Raw genomic sequence first — 19,931 nt, forward strand, 5'->3', positions numbered from 1 at the left:
TTTGTGTACGGCTGAGGGTCCCTTGCGCCCCTTGTTTGACAGGGCCTACAGCCTGAAATGCACTTGCGTCGAAATGAGGGCGTCTTCCTACAAAACTGCGGGTTGAACGATCAACGCTCCACCGTCAGCGCCACACCCATGCCGCCGCCGATGCACAGCGAGGCAATGCCCTTCTTGGCATTGCGCTTGGTCATTTCATGCACCAGCGTGACCAGCACGCGCGCACCCGAAGCACCGATGGGGTGGCCCAGCGCAATGGCACCGCCGTTGACGTTGACCTTGTTCAGGTCCCAGCCCATTTGCTGGTGCACGGCGCAGGCCTGAGCCGCAAAGGCTTCGTTGATTTCGAGCAGGTCCAGATCGGCTGCGCGCCAGCCCGCACGCTCCAGCGCCTTGCGTGAAGCAGGCACCGGCCCCATGCCCATGGTGGCGGGGTCCAGGCCAGACGAGGCATAGCTGGCGATGCGCGCCAGCGGCGTGAGCCCGAGCTGTTGGGCCTTGGCCGCGCTCATGAGCATCAGGGCCGCTGCGCCGTCGTTCAGGCCCGAAGCATTGCCCGCCGTGACGCTGCCCGCTTTGTCAAAAGCGGGGCGCAGGCCCGCCAGCGCTTCGGCATTGGACTTGCGGTTGATGAACTCGTCGGCCTCAAACACCAGCGGGTCGCCCTTCTTCTGGGCAATGCGCACGGGCACGATTTCGTCCTTGAAGCGGCCAGCGTCTTGCGCCGCGGCAGCCTTTTGCTGGCTGCCCAGCGCCAGCTCGTCCTGCTGCGCGCGGCTGATGCCGAATTCACGCGCCACGTTCTCGGCGGTGATGCCCATGTGGTATTGGTTGTAGACGTCCCACAGGCCGTCGTTCACCATGGTGTCGAGCATCTTCCAGTCGCCCATGCGCTGGCCGTCGCGCGAGCCCAGCAGCACGTGCGGCGACAAGCTCATGTTTTCCTGACCACCGGCAATGACGATCTCGCTGTCGCCATCGCGAATGGCTTGCACACCCAGCATCACGGCCTTGAGGCCGGAGCCGCAGACCTTGTTGATGGTCATGGCCGGCACGGCGTGCGGCAGACCCGCTTTGATGACGGTTTGACGCGCGGGGTTTTGGCCGCAACCAGCGGTCAGCACCTGCCCGAGGATGACATCACCCACGGCGGCGGCCTCAACGCCGGTGCGGCGCAACAGATCGGCCACCACCACGGCACCGAGTTCACTGGCCGGTGTTTTGGCCAAGGTGCCACCGAACTTGCCGATGGCGGTACGCGCGGCGGCGACGATGACGATGTCTTGCTTGCTGCTCATCTTGTTTGTCTCACTTCGGTAGTCAGAAATCAGTCCATCAAGCCTTTTGGCGCACATAGCGGCCCGGCGCGGCTTCAATCACCGGGTGCTGCCGGTCACCGTACTGGCGCGGCGCAGTTTTGAGTGGCCCGGCATGCCCGGCCAGCCATTTCGACCAGTCGGTCCACCAGCTGCCTGGCTGCTCTTTGGCTTGTGCCAGCCAGGCTTGAGGGTCGGCGGGCAAGGCCTTGCTGCCGGGTAGCCAATGGCTGCGTTTGCCCTTGGCCGGTGGGTTGATCACCCCCGCGATGTGGCCCGAGGCACCCATCACAAAGCGCTTTTCACCCTTGAGGATTTGCGTGCTGCGGTAGGCGGCATCCCAGGGCACGATGTGGTCTTCGCGCGAGCCGTAGATGTAGACCGGGGCCTCGATGGCACCCAGATCCAGCGACTCACCGCACACCTGCAGCGCACCGGGGCGGCACAGCTCGTTGTTCAAGTAGGTGTGGCGCAAATACCAGCAGTACATGGGACCGGGCAGATTGGTGGCGTCCCCGTTCCAGTACAGCAAATCAAAGGCCGGCGGCGCCTCGCCCTTGAGGTAGTTGCCCACCACGTAGTTCCACACCAAATCGTTGGGGCGCAGAAAGCTGAAGGTGGTGGCCAGTTCCTGGCCTTTGAGCAGTCCCGGGCCGCGGGGCGATTGCTCGCCAATGGTGATGTCGCGCAGCTTCACTGCCGCTTCGTCGACGAAGATGTCCAGCACCCCGTTGTCGGAAAAATCCAGCAGCGTGGTCAGCAAGGTCAGGCTGGCCGCGGCCTGCTCGCCACGCGCAGCCAGCACCGCCAGCGCCGTGCTGAGCAAGGTGCCGCCCACGCAAAAGCCCAAGGCGTTGATCTTGTCCTGCCCACTGATGGCCTGCACCTCGTGAATGGCACGGATCACAGCCTGCTCGACATAGTCGTCCCAGCGCCAGTTCGCGCAGTGTTCATCGGGGTTGCGCCAGCTCAGCACAAAGGTGCGGTGACCCTGCGCAACGGCGTAGCGGATCAAGGAGTTTTCAGGCTGCAGGTCCAGGATGTAGAACTTGTTGATGCAGGGCGGCACCAGCAAGAAAGGCCGCTGATGCACCTGGGCCGTGAGCGGCTTGTATTCCAGCAGCTGGAAGAACTCGTTTTCAAACACCACGGCGCCTTCGGTGGTGGCGACATTGCGGCCCACCTCGAACGCACTTTCATCGGTCTGCGAGACATGCCCGCGCTGCAGGTCGGCCAACAGCATCTGCATGCCGCGTGCCAGGCTTTCGCCACCGGACTGCAGTGCCAGCTGCTGGGCCTCGGGGTTGAAGGCCAGGAAGTTGCTCGGCGCGCTGGCGTCTACAAACTGCTGCACAGCAAAGCGCAGGCGCGCCCGGGCTTTGGCGTCGCCCTGCACCTGGTCGGCCATGCGCTGCAGGGTTTGGGCGTTGAGCAAGTACAGCTCCGCCGTGAAGGCCGCGCTGGGGCTGGCGGCCCAGGCAGGGTTGGCAAAGCGGCGATCGGCGAGCTTGACTGGAGTGGCCGCCTCAGACGTACTGGCCTCGCGCATGGCCTTGGTCCAAAGTGCTGAAGCGCGCTCGACATAGTCGTGCTGGAGCTTCACCCAGGCATCAGTCTGGGGCTTGAGACCTGTCCAACCGTGCAACAGAGGCTCCATACCCCGCGTCCAGGCTGCCCAATCGGGCTGGGGTGCTGCAGCCTGACGCTCAGAGCCAGTAGCAGCCGCAGGCGGAGCTACGGCTTCTCGGGGCGGGGGGACTTTGCTTCGGGTTTTGCCACCAGGGGCTGGGGCTGCCGCCTTGGCTGGGCTCTTGCGCCGGGCTTTGCCCGGCTGTTCCGCGCTGTCATCGCGGCTGCGCTGCGTACTCATTCCAGACCTCACGTTCAATGCTTCAGGATTAACCAAGCCGCCTAGCGCACGTGCGACTGCATCCACCGATTGACAATTACCCGAAACCTGTTGTTTAGGTAACTCACACTTGTAGTAAGCCTAACTTACCCTGGCGTGACAAATTCGATGTAACCCGAGGAAACCATCACGATGTACCTGATAGCCATAGCATGGATGTACGTGGTCTTGATGATGACAATCGCCGAGGCCATGAGCCCACAAGGCAGTGTGCTTGGCGCGGTGTTCACCCTGCTGCTCTACGGCGTGTTGCCGCTGTCGGTACTGCTCTACGTACTGGGCACGCCGCAGCGGCGTGCCGCCCGGCAGCGCGCCGAGGCTTCAGCCTTGGCTGCCGAGCAGGCGCACGACAGCGGCCATGCGCCCGCTGGGGGGGCTGCGGCGGAAGGAGAAAAAACGTGAGGGCTGGCTGTAAGTACACCAGTGCCCACCGCTGATGTGTTTCACACCCACGGCCTGCAGGCGCAGGCGAGCCAACCCAGCCAAATCCAGGCGCCAGCGGTCTTGCCCCTGTTCATTGACTTGGAAGCGGCACAGGGGCTGATCGTGACGCACCACAGGCAGACCAAGAGCCTGCAAAACATCTGCCCCCACCTCAAAGGCCGCAGGACCAATGCAGGGGCCCAACCAGACCTGAAGCGCTGACTCAGCACAGCCGCTGGCCGCGCACAAGGCCGCCGCGGTGCGCTCGAGAACACCTGCGGCGAGGCCACGCCAGCCCGCATGGGCCGCACCCACCGCACCAGGTGCGGCAAACAACACCGGCAGGCAATCGGCGACTTGAATGGCGCAAGCCAGCCGAGGGTCAGTGCTGATGGCCGCATCGGCCCGGAGGGCTGCCCCGCCGCTCAAATGCGCTGTGCTCAAGTGCAGCACCTCAGCACCGTGCACCTGCTGCAAAAAGATGGGGCTCCCACCCGCCGCAGCGGCGACTCGCTGGCGGTTGAGCGCCACCACAGCAGGGTCGTCTTGGACGTAGGTGCCGACGTTGCAGCTGTCGTACATGCCCGAACTCTGACCGCCAGCACGCGTTGTCATGAAGGCGCGGGCGTGGGGGGCCGCCCAGTCCGGCAGCAGCCAATCGGGGTGCAGGGCCCCATCCTCCTCAGTCCAGGTGCTGGACGCTGACGGCCAATTCGGCGCCTGGGGCACAGGCTGGAGGGGTGGCAGGGCCATAGGGGCTCAATCCGCGTCGGGGCAGAGCTCGGGTGCCGTTTGAGAGAACGCTGGCAAGGCCATGCAGCGATCGTGTATGGCCATGAGGGTGGGCAGATGATCGAGCCGGCAATTGAAGCGCTTGGCGTTGTAAATTTGCGGCACCAGGAGGCAGTCGGCCAGGCCGGGCTGCTCACCAAAACAGAACGCGCCACTCAAGCCTTCATGCGTCAGGCGCTGCTCCACCGCGGTGAGCCCGGTGTCGACCCAGTGCTGGTACCAGCGGTTCTTCTGCTCCTCGCTCAGCCCCAAGTCCCGCACCAAATAGCGCAGCACGCGCAGGTTGTTGAGCGGGTGAATTTCGCAGGCAATGTCCAGCGCCAGGGCGCGCACATAGGCGCGGTGGTGCGGGTCTTTGGGCAACAGCGGCGGCTCGGGGTGGGTTTCGTCGAGGTACTCGATGATGGCCAGCGACTGGCTGAGCGCGTGTTCGCCGTCTTGAAGCTGGGGCACCAAGCGCGAGCGCGACACGGCCGCGTAGGACTCAGCGAGGTGCTCATCGCGCGCCAGGTGAACGGGCTTGTAGACGTACTCCAAGCCCTTGAGCGCCAGCGCAATACGCACCCGGTAAGACGCAGAAGATCGGTAGTAGTTGTAGAGCTGCATGGGGCGAATCGCGTACGTGTTGACCGAGTTGAGGCTGTGGATGATGCCATGCGCCAGACACGGCGCGGGCTACACTGAGCCTCATGATTTCGCAACGTCGCTACCACTTTTGCCCCAGCTGCGGCGGTGCCATCGCCTACAGCATGCCTGCTGACGACAACCGCGAGCGAGCGGTCTGCGGCGCCTGCGGCGCGATTCACTACGAAAACCCGATCAATGTGGTGGGCACCCTGCCCGTGTGGCAGGACCGCGTGCTGCTATGCCGCCGCGCGATCGAGCCGCGCCTGGGCAAATGGACGCTGCCCGCAGGCTTTATGGAACTGGGCGAAACCACAGCCCAAGGGGCGCTGCGCGAGACCGAGGAAGAAGCGGGTGCGGACATCGAACTGGGCCCGCTCTACTGCCTGCTCAATGTGGTGCGGGTCGGGCAGGTGCATTTGTTTTACCTGGCTCAGCTGCGTTCACCCAACTTTGACCCCGGCCCCGAAACGCTGGAAGCACGGCTGTTTGCTGAGGACGAAATCCCCTGGGACGAGATTGCCTTTCACACCGTGCGCGAGACGCTGCAGCACTTCTTCAGCCAACGCCGCGCGGCACAGGGCTACACCCTGCACTGCGCGGACATCGCTTAAAGCCTGAGCACTCAACCCTTGGCGGTGTTGCCGTGGGCCGTGGCCCAGGGGCCGGTCACGCCGTCAAAGCCAGACTCCCACAGCACCTGCGCGTCCGCCGCTTCGCGCACGCCTTCGGCATAGACCTGCAAATCCAAGCTGTGCAGCAGCGCCACCATGCTGCGCGCAAAGGCCGCGCGGGGTGAATCGACCGCCACACCGGCGCACACCGAGCTGTCGAGCTTCACGTAGTCCAGACCCACGGCGTAGAGCCGCTCCACGCGGGTGAGCTCGGCCCCGGCGTGCTCCACGCCCAGTCGCACCCCCAGAGGCCGCACCAAGCGGCTGAGCTCCTGCATGGCCTCCAGGTTGAGCAGCACGGCCGCTTGCGCCAGCTCCATATCCAGCAACGTCGCCGCCGCACTATGCTCTTGCAAGAGCGCACGCAGCCGCGCCAGGAAGCTGTCTTCGCTGAGCGTAGCCGGTGCCACATTGATGCCACGGCGTTGGCCATCACCGGCGCTGGCCGTCAAGGCATGCTGCACGGCGTGCAAATCGGCGTCAGCGCTCAGTCGGCTGCGCACAGCCAGAGGCAGCCAGCGCGCGGCCGGCTCAAATGGACCCTCAGGCTGCAGGCGCAGCTGCATGGGGCATTCCAGATGCAGCAAGCGTCCCTGGCGGTCCAGCAAGGGGTATTCAATGATGCGATGCTGCCCACTGCTGAGCGCTTCCAAGATGTGTTGGCGCCATGCCCTCTCGCCCTGCTGCTGGGATTCAGTGACATCCACCGAAATCACATGCTTGACGCCTTGATCGCTTTGCTCGGCCTGGGCCAGTGCGGCATCAGCGGCACTGAGCCAGGCACTGAGCGGCCGCTGGCGCGGCAGCTCCACCACGCCAAGCGCCACCCGAATGCTGGTGGACATGGGCAACAAGCTGGTGTGCAGCGCAGAGCTCAGGGCTTCGGCCGTCTCCTGAGCCACATCAGGAACGGGCAGCCACAATGCGAAATCGCTGCCATTGAGCCGCCCCACCAAACAACCATTGACGCGCCCGTGGTAGACCTGCAGCGCTTGTGCCAGCGTCTGCAGCGCCACGTCCACAGATTGCCGCCCCAGCACATGATTGAGCGTGGAGAGATCGCGCACGCGCGCCATCAGCAATGCGCCACGCAGCGGCGCATCGTCGCGGTGCAAAGCCGAGTTCAGCTCGGCCACAAACTGCGCGCGGTTGGTGACGCCAGTGAGCGGGTCGCACAACAGCTGCTGATGCAGCTGGCGCAGTTGCTCGGCCTGGCCTTCAAACATTTGCTGCACGCGCGCCACCATGGTGTTCATGGCTTGGCCCAGGCGCTTCATTTCCGGCACATCAGGCTCGGGCTGCGCTTCAAAACGCCCCTGAACCAGGGCGTCGGCCTGAGCCACGGCGGCGTCCACGGGTCGGCGCAGGCGCTGCAGCACCAACTTGGCCATCACGCTGGCCACCAAACCCACAGCAACCAGCCACAGCGTGCTGTGAAGCAGGCTGTTCCACAGCGCGTCATGCACATAGCCGGTGTGGCTGCGCACCTCCACCTCGCCAATAGCGCTCCAGCCATTGGAGACTTTGGCCAAGCCCGGAGCAGCCTGAATCGGTAGCAGCTGCACAAACCACGCGGGTGCCTGTTGGGGCTCGGTATGGGCCCGCCGCTCATACACCAGGCGGCCTTGTTGATCGCGCCAGCGCAGGCTTTCGTACGCACCACCGTCGAACTGCGCGCTCACCAACAGGCTCATCAGCTCCACGTCGCCTTGCTGCTGCGACATGGCCAGCGCCAGCGCATTGGCGTTGTCGTTGTTTTTCACCGCCAATTGGGTTTGCAGCAAGTCACGCAGCGTGTGGGTTGACACCCCCACACTCCCTACCAGCGCCAACACCACCGCGCCGAGCACCAGCAGCCATATTTGTCGGATCAAGGACATAGCCTGCACCCTCCTGGCTCCTTCAGGAGCTTTGCACTTTGTCGATTGCTCATCGTCGTCAGAATCCTTGTGCGCGCAGACGTCCGATCAGATCACGCCATTGCGTCAAACGCTGCAGCGGATTTCCGGCGCGGGTTGCACCCACACCATGCCACAGGCCTTCAGAGTTGAAGCTGAACACAGGCGCGAGGTCCGGCCGCTGTGAGGCCGCGCGGACATCAGCGACCAAGTTGTCCAACACCAGCGGCTCGCCTTGCACCTGTGCATAGTAGGCCAGCACCATGTGTGCCTGCGGGCGCCCATGCAACATGGCCCGCACATAGACCAGCCGCAAACGAGGCTCAGGCACTCCCATGGCAAGCAAAGTGAAGTACTTGGCAATGGCGTAGTCCTCACAGTCACCCCGCCCTTGCTCCAGCGACTCCAAAGGCGTGGCCCAGTAGTCTTCCACCCCCCAAGTTTCCTGGTCGGTGTAGAACTCGATGTTCTGATTGAAGTAGTTGTTGACGAGCGTCAAACGCGCCTCATCGGACTGTGCACTGCCCTTTTCGATGAGCTGCACAAGTGCACGAGCACGTTGCTGGGTGCGTGGACTGAGCTTGGCGGCGGCGTCCAAGAAAGTTTCGGGCTCCCAGGCGCTGACCAATAGCGGCCCCAGTAGCAAGACGCACAGCAGCGCGCCGGCGGCACGGCGCAGCGGCCACCCACCCATCAGAGCCAAGATTTTCGAGAAACGACGGGGCATTCAGATGTGATCCGTGCACTGGGCCGAAGTCATCATGCCCGCGCATATTCCTCCACAGGGAGCAAGCAGACAACCAAGTGGCTGATTCCCTATTTGTTCACTCGTTTTATTCACAGCGACGTGCCAATAATCCAACATCTTGGTGATCGGCATTTTTTGTCGAACGCTTGAATCCTGGGCCAGACCATGAGCGCCAAATCCCTGACATCCATCACCAGTGAACTGGACTTTGCGCGGCGCGATGGCGCCCTGAGACAAGTCCAAATTCCCCCCTGTCCGCAGTTGCTGTTGCAACTGCGTGAGGCCATGGAGGCCTCGCCCCAAGACTTGGCCGCTGTGGCGAGCATTGCGCAATCGGACGTTGCCATGTCGGCCACGCTGCTGCGCCTGGCCAACAGCCCTTTGCACCGTGTGGATGGCCCGCCTTGCACCAGCGTGGGCCAAGCCCTCAACCGCCTAGGTCTGGACGAAGCCGCACGCGTCATGGCGGCCTTTTTGGTGCGCCACGCCCTGCCCGTACACAGCCCGCATCTGGCGCGCTTTTGGGAGCGCTCAGCCAAACGCGCACTGGCCATGCGCCACATCGCCAGCCATCTGCCAGGCATGTGCATGGATTTGGCGCACAACCACGGCTTGTTTCTGCATGTGGGCATGCCGGTGTTGCTGCAGAGCTTTCGCAGCTACGGTAGCACCTTGGTGGAAGCGGCAGCCCGCATCGACCGGCCCTTCATCGCCACGGAAAACGCCAACCATCACACCGATCACGCCGTGGTCGGGGCACTGGTGGCTCGGGCCTGGCACCTGCGCGGTGAGTTGATGCAGTCCATACGCCTGCACCACGACATGGAAGCGCTTGGCGACACCACGGTCGACTCCGAAGTGCGCACCCTCATTGCCGCAGGGCTGGTGGCCGAGCACCTGATGCGCCTGCACGAGGCCATGCCCGAGGATGCCGACTGGCAGGCCCACAAAGACCTGGCCTTGAACTGGCTGCACATCGACGCCGACGAGCTGCTGCACTGGCGCGACACCTACACCGAGCTGATGGACGCGCATGGCACCTGAGACTGCGTCAGCCTGGACGCCGCGCCTCAGTGGCCGCTGGCAGTGCTAGGTTGCAAGGGCAGCCCTTGCTCCTTCCACTCCGGCAGACCACCGCGCAGCCAGTAAACCCGGCTGTAGCCGCCCGCGCGCGCCCATTTGGCGGCCTTGTATGACTTCCAGCACTCCGCGCCATTGCAGGAAAACACCAGCGCCTGGGTCTTGGTGTAGGCCGCTTTGTCCAGCGCGCTGAAATCATCCTGCTCGACCTTGAAGGCCACGTCCTTAAGACTTTTCTCGTGATAGGGCAGCCACACCGCGCCAGCAATTCGCAATGCATCAAATTCCTTCTTGATGCGCGTGTCCACAATCACCGCGCCGCCTTGCTGCAACTTGAGCGCCTGCTGTGCGCTGACGCGAGTCACGCCCGGCAGGCTGGTGGGGGTGAAGATGCCCAGCTCGGCCACGCGCTGATAGTCCGCCGCCTCAGCACGGTAGCGTGCCGACGGCAGCCCCGCGCGCGACGCAGGCGCGGCAAACCAAGCCGAGAGCCGCTGGCGCTGCTCGGCGGGCAAAGACTTGCTCACCACCACCGACACCCCACCGGGTACGCCGCCGAGCGTGCTCAGCACATGCGCCTGCGCGGGCTGTTCGCGCAGCCAGGCCTCCCAATCGCTGGCGCGCACCACGGTGGCATCGGCCACGCCCAATGACAGCGCCGTCAGTCCGGCCTGGGGAATGCGCTCGTGGCGCACTTGCATTTGCTGCATGGACAAGCCAGCCTGGTTCAACAAGCCGCGCGCCATGTAGCTATAGATGGAATCTTGCTGCGGCAAATAGAGACGCTGCCCCTTGAGCGCAGCGAGTTGCTTGAACTCAGTGCGGCTCACCAGCACATAGGCCTCGCTGGGCGAGGTGGCGCCCAGCAGCTCATAGCCGCGCGCAAGCGCCGAGGCCGCAATCTGTGCTGGGCCAATGAACACGTCATAGCCCGTGCTGCGCGTGGCGCGCATGGCATCGGTGAGATCCTGACTCACCGTCAACTCCACCTCGCGCCCCACGGCCCGCCCCAGCGCCGCTTCCACCGTGGGTTGCGACACATCCAGTGCTGCGCGTCGTGCCGTGGGCTCCACGGCGTAGAGCACCTGCAAAGCCTGGGTCTGCGCCCAAGCCGAGACACCCGCACACCCCACCACGCCCAACATCACGCAAAGACGCACGTCCTTGAAAATCTTCTTCATCCCAGCCGACTGCCCTCTTGTTTGTGAGCGGCGAATATGCATCAATCGCCTATTGCAACGTACGCGATCCGAACAATTGGGCGGCTATGTGGCGCTGCAAGGCTCGGTCATCGCACAGCGCAAGACCGGCACCGCCACAATGCTCGACGTCCATACCCACAACACCCAGGAGGATCCATGTCCACATCCCAACCAAACCACCCCAATGCCGGGCGCCGCATGCTGCTGGGCGGCAGCGCTGCTGCCCTGAGCGCCCTGGGGCTGGCCAGCTTCACGCGCGGCGCGCAGGCGCAAACAGCCGTGGCCACTGCTGCGGCCAAGCCCCTGCCGAGCTATGCGGCATGGAAGGACGCCAACGCCCTGATCGTGCACACCAGCAACACCATCGAGACGCGCCGCAGCGCCTTTGGCGCGAGCGTCATCACGCCGAGCCCGCAGCTCTATGTGCGCAACAACCTGCCGCCCGTGGACGCCGCCGTGCTGCAAGACCGCGACGCCTGGGTGCTCGAAATCGAAGGCGTGAAAAAGCCGCGCAGCCTCACGCTGGGCGAGCTCAAAACCTTGGGGCTGGACACCGTGGCCACCGTGCTGCAGTGCTCGGGCAATGGCCGCGGCTTCTTCCCCAGCAAGCCCAGCGGCACCCCCTGGCAAGTGGGCGCAGCAGGCTGCGTGCTGTGGGCTGGCGTGCCGCTGCGCAATGTCGTGGCGGCGCTGGGCGGCCTGGCCGATGGCGCTCGCTTTGTGACGGGCACTGGCGGCGAAAAAATCCCTGAGGGCGTGGACCCCGCCAGCGTGATCGTCGAGCGCTCAGTGCCCATCAAGGCCCTGGACGACGCCCTGCTGGCCTGGGAGATGAACGGCGAGCCCCTGAGCCTGGCCCACGGCGCGCCACTGCGCCTGGTGCTGCCGGGCTACCAAGGCGTGAACAACATCAAATACGTCAAGCGCGTGGCCTTCACCAGCAGCGAGTCCAAGGCCAAGATCATGGCCCACGGCTACCGCATGACCCCGCCCGGCGAGAAGAGCTCGCCCGAGCAAGCCTCGGTGTGGGAGATGGGCGTCAAGTCCTGGATCAACGGCCCGCTGCCCGAAGACGGCACGCTGCAAGCAGGCCTGGTGCAAATCCACGGCGTGGCCTTTGGTGGCACGCGCGCGGTCAAGGGCGTGGAAGTCTCCACCGACGGTGGCAAAACCTGGAAGGCCGCACGCCTGGTGGGGCCGGATCTGGGCCGCTTTGCCTGGCGCCAATTTGTGGTCTCCGCCACGCTGGGCAGCGGCACGCACGCGCTGATGAGCCGCGCCACCGACGTGGCCGGCAACACCCAGCCCGAGCAACGCGAAGAAAACAGCCAGGGCTACAACAACAACAGCTGGCGCGACCACGGCGTGACCGTGACGGTGGCCTGATGACCAAGGTGCAGCCACGGGCCATGCGCTGGGCCGCTTTGCTGCTGACACTGGGAGCAGCCTTGCACCCAGTGCACAGCGCCGCGCAGGCGCCAAACGCAGCAGCAAAAGCCAGTGCCCCATCGGCTGCACCAAGCCGCACGGACGCCACCGAAGCCGCGCTGCTGCAGCGCGGCGCCTTGCTCTTCAAGCAGGTACAGCCCGCTTGCGCCTTGTGCCATACCCTGGCCGCCGCAGGCAGCGAGGGGCAGATCGGCCCCGTGCTGGACGAGCTCAAGCCCGACGTGCAGCGCGTGCGCCGCGTGCTACAAAGCGGCATGGGCGCCATGCCCAGCTTTGCGGCACTGCCCGCTGAAGACATCGAAGCCCTGGCCCGCTATGTGGCCAGTGCCAGCCAGGCCCCACGCTGAACCCACCCACCTGCAGCCCGTGAGCTACACCGCCAACAGCCTGTTTCGCCCTCGCGTGCTGGCAGGCTTGGTGCTGTTGACGGCCGGAGCCGGGCTTTGGTGGGGCTGGGGCCCTATTGCAGGCAATGTGGAGGTCGTGGGCAAGCGCTGGCAGCGCGACATCGACATCGAACGCCTGCAGCTGGAATCTGCCTCGGACTGGTGCACCGCCATGCCGCCACAAGCCCGCGACGTGCAGCGCCGCCGCGTGCCCCACCCCGACACCGGCACCCCCACCGAACACTGCCGCTACCAAGCCCCAAGCTGGCGCATTCACTACCAAGCCAGCGCCGAAGGCCCCTGGACGCAATCACCCCGCTGGCCACAACCCGTGTTGCAAGGCCCAGGCCCCGACGGCCTGGGCGCCCAGCGCGCCGCCCAGCGCCACGAACACTACTGGCTGCAGCTGCAAAGCCGCAGCGGCACGCAGTGGGAATGCGCCCTGCCTCAGGCGCAATGGCAGGCCATCAGCTTGGGCCAGCGCCTGCACGTGCAGATGGACCGCCACGGCGTGGCCGACTGCGCCAGCGTGCGAGCCGCGCTGCACTGAAGCCGCATCCTGCAGACCTTTGCCTCAGCCTATGCTGCAGGCAAGCATTGCCACGCTCGGCCACGGCCAGAGGTGGACCCGAGTCAGCCCAAAGCCTCAGGCTCGATCAACAACAGGGTCTGTGCTTGCGCAATCCCTGCTTACGCGAGGGCTGTGAGGCCAACATCAGTGGCTTAGTCGGGTATGCATAGCCTGCCTAAACTCGCCGCTCACCAACGGGTCCAAATGCCTGTTGGACCCCAGCATGCGCTGCGCCAGCGCATGCTGGAATTTCAGGCGGTCCCACCGGGCCGTCGTCTTCATCCCGGGGCCCAACCACGCCCCCCGGGAGGCTCATCTGGAGTAGTCAGGATGTTGCGTTTGAAGCCTCTTTGCGCCGCTGCGGCGCTGTGTGTGATGTCCCTCAGTGCCGCGCAAGCCGGCGTGTCAGCCCGGGATATCGACCGACCCGAAAACCCCTACGCGCAGACCAGCGATCGACTGATCGTGAAGTACCGCGACGCCAGCACCGAAGTGCGCCAACGCACGGGCAGAGCCCTCGAAGCGCTTGCCGTGCCCAGTGCGCAGATGGAGGGCCGCACCGCCAAGGCCCAACAGCTGGCCGCGCCGCTGGGCGCACGCCTGGCACTGCTGCGCCAAATGGGCACGGGGGCACATGTCTTCAAGCTGGACCGCAATCTGAGCCTGGCGCAGCTGCAGCAGCTCGCCGCTGAGTTGAAGGCCAAGGACAGCAATGTGGAATACGCCGAACCCGACCGGCGCATGTACCCGCTGCTCACGCCCAACGACAGCAGCTACAACTCGCAGTGGGATTTGTTTGAGGCCACCGGCGGCATTCGCGCGCCAGCCGCCTGGGACCGCGCCACAGGCGCCGGCGTGGTGGTGGCCGTGCTGGACACCGGCATACGGCCCCACGCCGACTTGAGCGGCCAGACCGTGACGGGCTACGACATGATCACCGCGCTGTCCATTGCCAACGATGGCAATGGTCGCGACGCTGACGCCAGTGACCCCGGTGACTGGGCCGCTGCGGGCGAATGCCAGGCGGGCGACCCCGCCAGCAACTCCAGCTGGCACGGCACCCATGTGGCGGGCACCATTGCGGCCAAGACCAACAACGCGCTGGGCATTGCGGGCATTGCCTTCAACGCCAAAGTGCAGCCCGTACGGGTGCTGGGCAAATGCGGGGGCTACACCTCCGACATTGCCGACGGCATCACCTGGGCCTCGGGCGGCAGCGTTGCGGGCGCACCGGCCAACCCCACGCCAGCCAAGGTGCTCAACCTCTCGCTGGGCGGTGGCGGGGCTTGCGACACCACCACGCAAAACGCGGTCAACGGCGCACGGGCACGCGGCGCCAGCGTCATTGTGGCTGCGGGCAACTCCAATGCCAACGCCGCCAACTTCTCGCCCGCCAGCTGCGCAGGCGTGGTGACGGTGGCTGCCACCGACCGCTACGGCGCGCGCGCCTACTACTCCAACTACGGCAGCGTGGTGGCATTGGCAGCACCCGGCGGCGATGTGCGCGCCAGCGCCAGCAACGGCATTTTGTCGACGCTCAACGCCGGCACCAGCACACCTGGCGCAGACAACTACGCCTACTACCAGGGCACTTCCATGGCCGCCCCCCATGTGGCGGGCGTGGCCGCACTGCTCTACAGCGTCAAGCCCACGGCCACGCCGGACGAGATCAGCGCAGCACTCAAAAACAGCGCGCGGCCCTTCCCCGGCACCTGCAGCCAGTGCGGCACGGGCTTGCTGGACGCCAACGCTGCCATCACCGCCATCCAAGGCGGTGGCGGCGGTGGGGGCGGCACCACCATCACGGAGCTGGAGCCCAACAACAGCCGCGCGGCCGCTCAGGTGGTGAGCGCGCCGGGCACGGTCAGCGGCAGCCTCTCCAGCACCACCGACACCGACTACTACCGCATCAGCCTGCCTGCGGGTCGCACGCTCAGCGCCACGCTCTCACAAGCCGCCACGCTGGACTATGACCTCGTGCTCTACAACGCCAGCGGCACCCAGCTGGCCACGAGCCAAAACCCGGCGGGCCAAAGCGACAAGATCAGCTACGTCAACAGCGGCAGCAGCAGCCTGACCCTGTTTGTGCGCGTGCTGCGCTACAGCGGCGGCGCTGGCAGCTACAGCCTGGGTCTGGGCTGGTAAAGCAGCGGCCCCGCCTGGGGTCGGCAACGCGGGGTGCGTCATACAGGGCGCACCCCGTTTTATGTTTTTTTTTGGGGGGGGGTGAACGCCGCGCTCACCCTCAATAGCTCGCTCCCAGCGCCAGGCTCAGCACGCAAGTGTCTTGGGTGCTGCGCCAATCCAGGCCATAGGTCTGGGTTTGCTTGGGGCAGCGCAGGGGCAGCTCCAGCCGCACATGGGCGGCAGCCCCGGCCCAGCGGCCTTGCAGCTGGCTGGTCCAGTTCAGCGCGGGGGTGCTGGAGAACACCTCCAGCGGGGCCTGCCTCTGCCGGGGACCGCCTTGCCAGGCCAGGCCATGCTGCCAGCGGCCCAGCGCGGTTGGCGGGCCGCTCAACTTGGCGCTCCAGCCCCAGGGCCGGGCGTCGGTGCCAGCCAATTGCAGAGGAGACTCAACCGCCATCCACATGCGGCTGTGCTGCCATTGGGCCTGCAGAGCCAAGGTCCAGCCCGACTGGGCAGGGCTGACCCACTCACCGCTGAGGCCCTGCACCCAAGCACCTTGCGCGTTGACGGGGCTGCGCTGCCAGCGCAGGCCACCCAAGGGGCTGGGGCCCCAACGGGTTTGCTGGGTCCAGGGCTGGCTGATGCGCCGCACAAAGGCACTCAGGCTCCAGAGGCTGCCGGTCTGCGCTTTGCCGCTGAACTGCGCGTCCAGCGCCCAGGCGCTTTCGGGGCGCAGCGTCGGGTTGCCCAGCCGGTCGGGCAGCAGGGGCGTGTTCTCTGGCAAGGTAAAGGGCCGGGCTTGCAGCTGCGCGGGCAGCGGCGCACGCAGGCTGCGGCTGAGCCCCAGGCGCACGCTGCGCGGCCCCTGGGCCCAGCGCCACTGCAGCGTGGGCAAGCCTGCGCTGTGGTGCTGGGCCTGCTCCTGGCTGCGCGCGCGCCAGTACTCTTGGCGCCAACCCCAGCTGAGTTGCTGTTCGCGGCTGAGGGTGATTTCGTCCTCCAGAGCCCAAGCGCTCAGGGCGGTCTCGGCCTGCAGGGCCAGTCGGCTGGCGGCATCCAGGGGCAGCAGTTGCTGGCGCACTTCGTCGCGCTGCTGGGCGTGGTGTTGCAGGGCAAAGCTCAGGCGGTGGCGCGGGCCCAGCTCGGCGTCCCAGGTGGAGCTGGCTTGCCAGGCCCTGTCCTGCATCTGGCCCGGAGTGAGTTCCTGGCGCGGGCCGCGCTGCAGTTCAAAACGCACCTGCTGGCGCGTCAGCTGGGTGGAGAGCTGGCCTTGCCAGCGCAGGCCCGAGTCGCTTTGGTGCAGCGCATCCACGCCCAGGCGCGCCGTGTTGCGCTGGCGCTGGTAGCGCGTGTCCTCGACCCACAGCGGGTGAGCCTGCGGCGGCGGCGCCAAGCCCACCACGCGGGTGTTGCGCTCCAACCATTCGCGGCCAAGCTGGTGGAAGTAGCGCAGGCTGCTGCCGCCCTCGCCTTGCCAGCCCAAATCGGCCGCCCACTGCGCCTGGCGCGTGTTGGCGCGCCCATGCTCCTGCTCCTCAGACACCGCGGCGTCCAGGCTTTGCTGCATCTGGCTGCGTTCGCTGGGCCTGGCCTCTTGCAGCTGCAGCTGCGTGCCCCAGCTGAGTTGCCCTGGCATGCCGCTGGGCAGCGGGCCGCCTCGGCGCCACTGCAGCCGCGTGTTGGCAGCGCCGCGCCACTGGCTGTCGGCCTTGAGCTGCTGTGTGGCCTGGCTGGGTGCGGGCCGCAGCACCAGATTGACGCTGCCCGCCAGCCCCTGGCCAGCGCTCAGCGCCGAGCCGCCCTGGATGATTTCGACACGGGCAATCTGCTCCGGCGCGATGTCGTCCAGCACCAAGTCCGGCGGCGCGCGGCGGCCGTTGATGAAAAGTGCCGTGCGCCCGCTGCCCATGCCCAGCAGCGCCGGGCGGCCCGCTTCCATGCGCACGCCGGGCAGGCGCGCCAGCGCGTCGCCCAGCCGGGTGTCGTGCAGGGCCAGCAGCTCAGTGGCCAGCACCACGCGCTGCACGCCCAGCTCGGCATGCAGCAGGCCGTGGCTGGCGCCTTGCACCTGCACGCGCTGCAGGGTTTGGGGGGCCGATGCGGCCACGGGGGGCTCGGGCAGCGTTTGGGCTTGGAGTCCAGCCAGGGGCAGCAAGCACAGCCCGGCGGTGGCGACGAAGGGGTGAAGGGTTTTCATGCGGCAAAGCGCGGCCCTGAGGCGGCGCTTTGCCGCCTCAAAAGCTGGCGAGAGGGGGTGAAGGAATGGAGCCCGAGGGGCGGCAGAAAAGCTGGCGCATCCAGCAGCGGTTTAAGTAGGCAGCAGCGCGCGTATGACCTCGAGGTCGCGCACGCGGTCCTCCCATTGCGGAGCGCCCAGCAGCACCACGGTGAGCAAGCGGCCCTGGTGGCGCAGCTGCAGGGCCACGCTTTTGCCCGCATGCTCCAGCGCGCCGGTTTTGGCCAGCGGGATGTCCCAGCCCGGGCGCTCCACCAGCGGGTAGGTGTGGTGCGTCTCGCGCGGCTTGCCGCTGACTTGCACCTCCAGCGCACTGCCACCGCTGGCGCGAAGGATCTCGGGCTGCGCCGCCGCGGCGTGCAGCAGCAGGCGAATGTCTGCAGCGCTGGAGCGATTGCGCGCATCCACGCCCGTGGGGTCGTGCAAGACGGTGGACTTCAGGCCCAGGCTTTGGGCCAGGGCGTCGCTGGCGCGGGCAAAGCCCGCTTTGCCACCGGGAAAGCTCACGCCCAGCAGCTCGGCCGCGCGGTTGTCGGAGCGGCGCAGCGCCAGCTGCAAGGCCACGCGGCGCGTCATGCGCTCGCCCGCTTGCAAATCGCAGCTGCTGTATTCCAGGGTTTTGGCAATGCGCGGCGTGACGGTGAGCACCTCGTCCAAGTCCTGCCCCGCTTGCAGCACCAAGAGCGCGGTCATGAGTTTGGAGATGGACGCTGCGCTCACCACCTCGGTCTGGCCCCGCGCCAGCAGCACGGCGCCGCTGCTTTCATCCACCACCAGCACGCGTGGCGAGGCCAGGGCCAGCGCGGGCGGCAGCTGCCAGGCCGGCGCTGGCGTGGCAGCTGCCGCTGTGGGGGCTTGTTGCGCCGTGGCGCGGCTGTGCAGCAAGGCAGCCAGCACCGCCCCCAAGCTCAGCAGCAAGAGCGCCGCGGCCCAGGGTCGCCAGGGTTGGGCCGCCGCGCGGTGCGGCTGCAGCAAGGCACGCACGCGCTGCAGCAGCTCGCCCGGCGGCCCGGCATGGGCGGCCACGGCGGGGTGAGCGGCGCGGCAGGGTGCTGCGCCTGCAGCCTCAGCCGTCTGGGCCAGGGCCTGCAGCGCCAGGGCAAGCTGGCGGGGCGACTGCAGCAGCTGCGCGGCCAGGGCGTCGGCCACCAATTCGCGCTCGTGGCGCAGGCGCCGCGACAGCCACCACACCACGGGGTGGAAGAACAGCAGCGCCTCAACCACGCTTTGCAGCAGGTTGACCAGGTAGTCATGGCGGCAGATGTGGGCCAGCTCGTGCGCCAGCAAGGCATCGAGCAAGGCCGGAGGCAGGCCACTCAAGAGGCTGGCGGGCAGCACCACCACGGGGCGCAGCACGCCAAAGGTGATGGGGCTGCGCAGTACGGCGGCGTGGGGCCCACTCAAACACTTGAGCTGCACCGCGCGGCGCAGGCCCGCGCGCTGCGCCAAGGCTTGCAGCCGCAGCTGCCAGGACTGCGGCGCATCCAGCGCCAGGCGGCGCCAGCGCTGCACCCCCCAGCACGCCAGAGCCAGGCGCAGGCCCATGAACAGCACGCCCGCGCCCCACAGCAGCGCCAGGCCCCAGCGCCACAGCGGCTGGGGCTGGGCCGCCGTGGGCTCGCGCAAGCTGCGCTCGCCTGGAAGGCTGGGGTTGATCTCGCCCGGCCATGGGTTTTGGGCCTGGGCCTGCGCAGCAGGCGCGGCTTCAGCCCAAGGTGGGGTCACGGCCTCATGCCCCAGCCACAGCAGCAGGGGCAAAAGCAGCGTGGCCACCAAGCCCGCGGCGCACCAGGCGTAGCGCCACTGGGCAGGCGCGCTGCGCAGAACGCGCAGGCCCAGCGCCAGCACCGCGCCCAGCAGCGCCAGCTGCCAGCACAGGGCCAGCAGCACATCGCTGGCCACCTGCACGCCCAGGGGCAAGTGGGCGCCCCAGGCTTCGGCGCTCATCGCCCGCTCCGTTTAGGCTGGCCCTTGGTGGTGGGCTTGGCCGGGTCTTCAAGTTCGGCACCGCCCTCTTGCAGCAGCCGGGCGATTTCATCGCGCTCAGCGGCACTGACCTCGCTGCGCAGCGCCGCCAGCACCAGGGCCTTGGCCGAGCCCGCAAAGAGCTTGTGCACCACATCGCGCAGCAGCGCGGTTTGCATCTTGTCCTGAGCCTGCGCGGGTGAGTAGACATGCGGGCGCTGGTCTTCGGTGCGCTTCAACAAGCCCTTGGCATGCATGAGCTGCAGCTGGCGCAGCACATTGGCCTCGGTCACGTCAGGACGCTCTTCGCGCAGCGCCTCATGGGCTTGGCGGGCCGAGGCTGGCCCTGTGCGCCATAGCACGCGCAGCAAGTCCAGCTCAGCCGATGTGGGTTTGGGCGGTAGGTTCATGGTTTTCAGAATAGTTGTTCTAGAACTTTTTGTCTAGAACTGGATTGACTTGAACTTTGTCTGGCCATCACTTGGGTGAGGGGGTTGCCAACTCATTGCCTTGACAATCATTGCCTAGGCA

General features: G+C 66.5%; 17 protein-coding genes. 7 read left to right on the top strand and 10 right to left on the bottom strand.

The window, feature by feature from the left end; genetic code table 11:
- Positions 1-110 precede the first annotated feature (110 nt).
- Together ACG0Z6_RS13985 and phaC are read right to left on the bottom strand one after the other, a co-directional pair.
- The gene (locus tag ACG0Z6_RS13985; RefSeq protein ID WP_394462418.1) at positions 111-1,298 is read right to left on the bottom strand and encodes an acetyl-CoA C-acetyltransferase; all 1,188 of its coding nucleotides are present in this window, start codon (positions 1,296-1,298) and stop codon (positions 111-113) included.
- Positions 1,299-1,335: 37 nt separating this feature from the next.
- Positions 1,336-2,973 (bottom strand): class I poly(R)-hydroxyalkanoic acid synthase, encoded by a 1,638-nt coding sequence (phaC, locus tag ACG0Z6_RS13990; RefSeq protein WP_394462420.1) that lies wholly within the window; start codon positions 2,971-2,973, stop codon positions 1,336-1,338.
- Between the two features lie 423 nt (positions 2,974-3,396).
- Between phaC and ACG0Z6_RS13995 the strand changes: the two genes are divergently transcribed.
- A complete protein-coding gene (locus tag ACG0Z6_RS13995; RefSeq protein ID WP_394462872.1) occupies positions 3,397-3,627 on the top strand; it encodes a hypothetical protein in 231 nt (76 codons plus the stop codon).
- Here the strand turns inward: ACG0Z6_RS13995 and pgeF are convergent.
- Both pgeF and maiA read right to left on the bottom strand, forming a co-directional pair.
- Entirely contained in the window at positions 3,547-4,401 is an 855-nt protein-coding gene (gene pgeF, locus ACG0Z6_RS14000; protein WP_394462423.1) for a peptidoglycan editing factor PgeF, read from the bottom strand. The two genes, ACG0Z6_RS13995 and pgeF, sit on opposite strands and share 81 nt — an antisense overlap.
- 6 nt (positions 4,402-4,407) lie before the next feature.
- The gene (gene maiA, locus ACG0Z6_RS14005) at positions 4,408-5,046 is read right to left on the bottom strand and encodes a maleylacetoacetate isomerase (protein WP_394462426.1); all 639 of its coding nucleotides are present in this window, start codon (positions 5,044-5,046) and stop codon (positions 4,408-4,410) included.
- An 83-nt stretch (positions 5,047-5,129) separates the two neighbouring features.
- Here maiA and ACG0Z6_RS14010 point away from each other — a divergent pair, with 83 nt between their 5' ends.
- A complete protein-coding gene (locus ACG0Z6_RS14010) occupies positions 5,130-5,678 on the top strand; it encodes an NUDIX hydrolase (RefSeq protein WP_394462428.1) in 549 nt (182 codons plus the stop codon).
- Between the two features lie 11 nt (positions 5,679-5,689).
- Here ACG0Z6_RS14010 and ACG0Z6_RS14015 read toward each other — a convergent pair whose 3' ends face one another.
- Both ACG0Z6_RS14015 and ACG0Z6_RS14020 read right to left on the bottom strand, forming a co-directional pair.
- A complete protein-coding gene (locus ACG0Z6_RS14015; RefSeq protein WP_394462430.1) occupies positions 5,690-7,618 on the bottom strand; it encodes an EAL domain-containing protein in 1,929 nt (642 codons plus the stop codon).
- Positions 7,619-7,676: 58 nt separating this feature from the next.
- Positions 7,677-8,363, bottom strand: a complete 687-nt coding sequence (locus tag ACG0Z6_RS14020; RefSeq protein ID WP_394462432.1) for a transglutaminase-like cysteine peptidase — start codon at positions 8,361-8,363, stop codon at positions 7,677-7,679.
- 186 nt (positions 8,364-8,549) lie between these two features.
- On the opposite strand from ACG0Z6_RS14020, the gene ACG0Z6_RS14025 reads away from it, so the two are divergent.
- Positions 8,550-9,428 carry an HDOD domain-containing protein gene (locus ACG0Z6_RS14025; protein WP_394462434.1) on the top strand — a complete coding sequence of 293 codons (879 nt, stop codon included), beginning with the start codon at positions 8,550-8,552 and terminating at the stop codon, positions 9,426-9,428.
- A 26-nt stretch (positions 9,429-9,454) separates the two neighbouring features.
- Here ACG0Z6_RS14025 and ACG0Z6_RS14030 read toward each other — a convergent pair whose 3' ends face one another.
- Positions 9,455-10,645, bottom strand: coding sequence for a rhodanese-like domain-containing protein (locus tag ACG0Z6_RS14030; protein WP_394462436.1), 1,191 nt, complete (start codon positions 10,643-10,645; stop codon positions 9,455-9,457).
- A gap of 177 nt (positions 10,646-10,822) precedes the next feature.
- Here ACG0Z6_RS14030 and sorT point away from each other — a divergent pair, with 177 nt between their 5' ends.
- The 4 genes from sorT (at position 10,823) to ACG0Z6_RS14050 (ending at position 15,217) form a co-directional block, all read left to right on the top strand.
- Positions 10,823-12,052, top strand: a complete 1,230-nt coding sequence (sorT, locus tag ACG0Z6_RS14035) for a SorT family sulfite dehydrogenase catalytic subunit (protein WP_394462438.1) — start codon at positions 10,823-10,825, stop codon at positions 12,050-12,052.
- Positions 12,052-12,462, top strand: a complete 411-nt coding sequence (gene sorU / locus ACG0Z6_RS14040) for a SorU family sulfite dehydrogenase c-type cytochrome subunit (protein WP_394462440.1) — start codon at positions 12,052-12,054, stop codon at positions 12,460-12,462. Before sorT ends, sorU begins: the two co-directional genes overlap by 1 nt.
- 19 nt (positions 12,463-12,481) lie before the next feature.
- The gene (locus ACG0Z6_RS14045; RefSeq protein WP_394462442.1) at positions 12,482-13,051 is read left to right on the top strand and encodes a hypothetical protein; all 570 of its coding nucleotides are present in this window, start codon (positions 12,482-12,484) and stop codon (positions 13,049-13,051) included.
- Between the two features lie 351 nt (positions 13,052-13,402).
- Positions 13,403-15,217 carry a S8 family peptidase gene (locus ACG0Z6_RS14050; RefSeq protein WP_394462444.1) on the top strand — a complete coding sequence of 605 codons (1,815 nt, stop codon included), beginning with the start codon at positions 13,403-13,405 and terminating at the stop codon, positions 15,215-15,217.
- 100 nt (positions 15,218-15,317) lie between these two features.
- Here ACG0Z6_RS14050 and ACG0Z6_RS14055 read toward each other — a convergent pair whose 3' ends face one another.
- The 3 genes from ACG0Z6_RS14055 to ACG0Z6_RS14065 form a co-directional block, all read right to left on the bottom strand.
- Positions 15,318-17,396, bottom strand: coding sequence for a TonB-dependent receptor plug domain-containing protein (locus ACG0Z6_RS14055; protein WP_394462446.1), 2,079 nt, complete (start codon positions 17,394-17,396; stop codon positions 15,318-15,320).
- 111 nt (positions 17,397-17,507) lie between these two features.
- On the bottom strand, positions 17,508-19,382 hold the full coding sequence (locus ACG0Z6_RS14060) for a M56 family metallopeptidase (protein WP_394462448.1): 1,875 nt from the start codon (positions 19,380-19,382) through the stop codon (positions 17,508-17,510).
- Positions 19,379-19,810: a BlaI/MecI/CopY family transcriptional regulator gene (locus tag ACG0Z6_RS14065; RefSeq protein WP_394462450.1), complete on the bottom strand. Its 432-nt coding sequence runs from the start codon at positions 19,808-19,810 to the stop codon at positions 19,379-19,381. The genes ACG0Z6_RS14060 and ACG0Z6_RS14065 overlap by 4 nt, the downstream gene beginning before the upstream one ends.
- Positions 19,811-19,931: the final 121 nt, after the last annotated feature.

The organism is Roseateles rivi (assembly GCF_043555845.1).
GTDB classification, from domain to species: domain Bacteria; phylum Pseudomonadota; class Gammaproteobacteria; order Burkholderiales; family Burkholderiaceae_C; genus Roseateles; species Roseateles rivi.

Bases quoted from the DNA above. Each gene is read 5' to 3' on its own strand.
- ACG0Z6_RS13985 (WP_394462418.1), bottom strand. From the start codon at position 1,298: ATGAGCAGCAAGCAAGACATCGTCATCGTCGCCGCCGCGCGTACCGCC.
- phaC (WP_394462420.1), bottom strand. From the start codon at position 2,973: ATGGAGCCTCTGTTGCACGGTTGGACAGGTCTCAAGCCCCAGACTGAT.
- ACG0Z6_RS13995 (WP_394462872.1), top strand. From the start codon at position 3,397: ATGATGACAATCGCCGAGGCCATGAGCCCACAAGGCAGTGTGCTTGGC.
- pgeF (WP_394462423.1), bottom strand. From the start codon at position 4,401: ATGGCCCTGCCACCCCTCCAGCCTGTGCCCCAGGCGCCGAATTGGCCG.
- maiA (WP_394462426.1), bottom strand. From the start codon at position 5,046: ATGCAGCTCTACAACTACTACCGATCTTCTGCGTCTTACCGGGTGCGT.
- ACG0Z6_RS14010 (WP_394462428.1), top strand. From the start codon at position 5,130: ATGATTTCGCAACGTCGCTACCACTTTTGCCCCAGCTGCGGCGGTGCC.
- ACG0Z6_RS14015 (WP_394462430.1), bottom strand. From the start codon at position 7,618: ATGTCCTTGATCCGACAAATATGGCTGCTGGTGCTCGGCGCGGTGGTG.
- ACG0Z6_RS14020 (WP_394462432.1), bottom strand. From the start codon at position 8,363: ATGCCCCGTCGTTTCTCGAAAATCTTGGCTCTGATGGGTGGGTGGCCG.
- ACG0Z6_RS14025 (WP_394462434.1), top strand. From the start codon at position 8,550: ATGAGCGCCAAATCCCTGACATCCATCACCAGTGAACTGGACTTTGCG.
- ACG0Z6_RS14030 (WP_394462436.1), bottom strand. From the start codon at position 10,645: ATGAAGAAGATTTTCAAGGACGTGCGTCTTTGCGTGATGTTGGGCGTG.
- sorT (WP_394462438.1), top strand. From the start codon at position 10,823: ATGTCCACATCCCAACCAAACCACCCCAATGCCGGGCGCCGCATGCTG.
- sorU (WP_394462440.1), top strand. From the start codon at position 12,052: ATGACCAAGGTGCAGCCACGGGCCATGCGCTGGGCCGCTTTGCTGCTG.
- ACG0Z6_RS14050 (WP_394462444.1), top strand. From the start codon at position 13,403: ATGTTGCGTTTGAAGCCTCTTTGCGCCGCTGCGGCGCTGTGTGTGATG.
- ACG0Z6_RS14055 (WP_394462446.1), bottom strand. From the start codon at position 17,396: ATGAAAACCCTTCACCCCTTCGTCGCCACCGCCGGGCTGTGCTTGCTG.
- ACG0Z6_RS14060 (WP_394462448.1), bottom strand. From the start codon at position 19,382: ATGAGCGCCGAAGCCTGGGGCGCCCACTTGCCCCTGGGCGTGCAGGTG.
- ACG0Z6_RS14065 (WP_394462450.1), bottom strand. From the start codon at position 19,810: ATGAACCTACCGCCCAAACCCACATCGGCTGAGCTGGACTTGCTGCGC.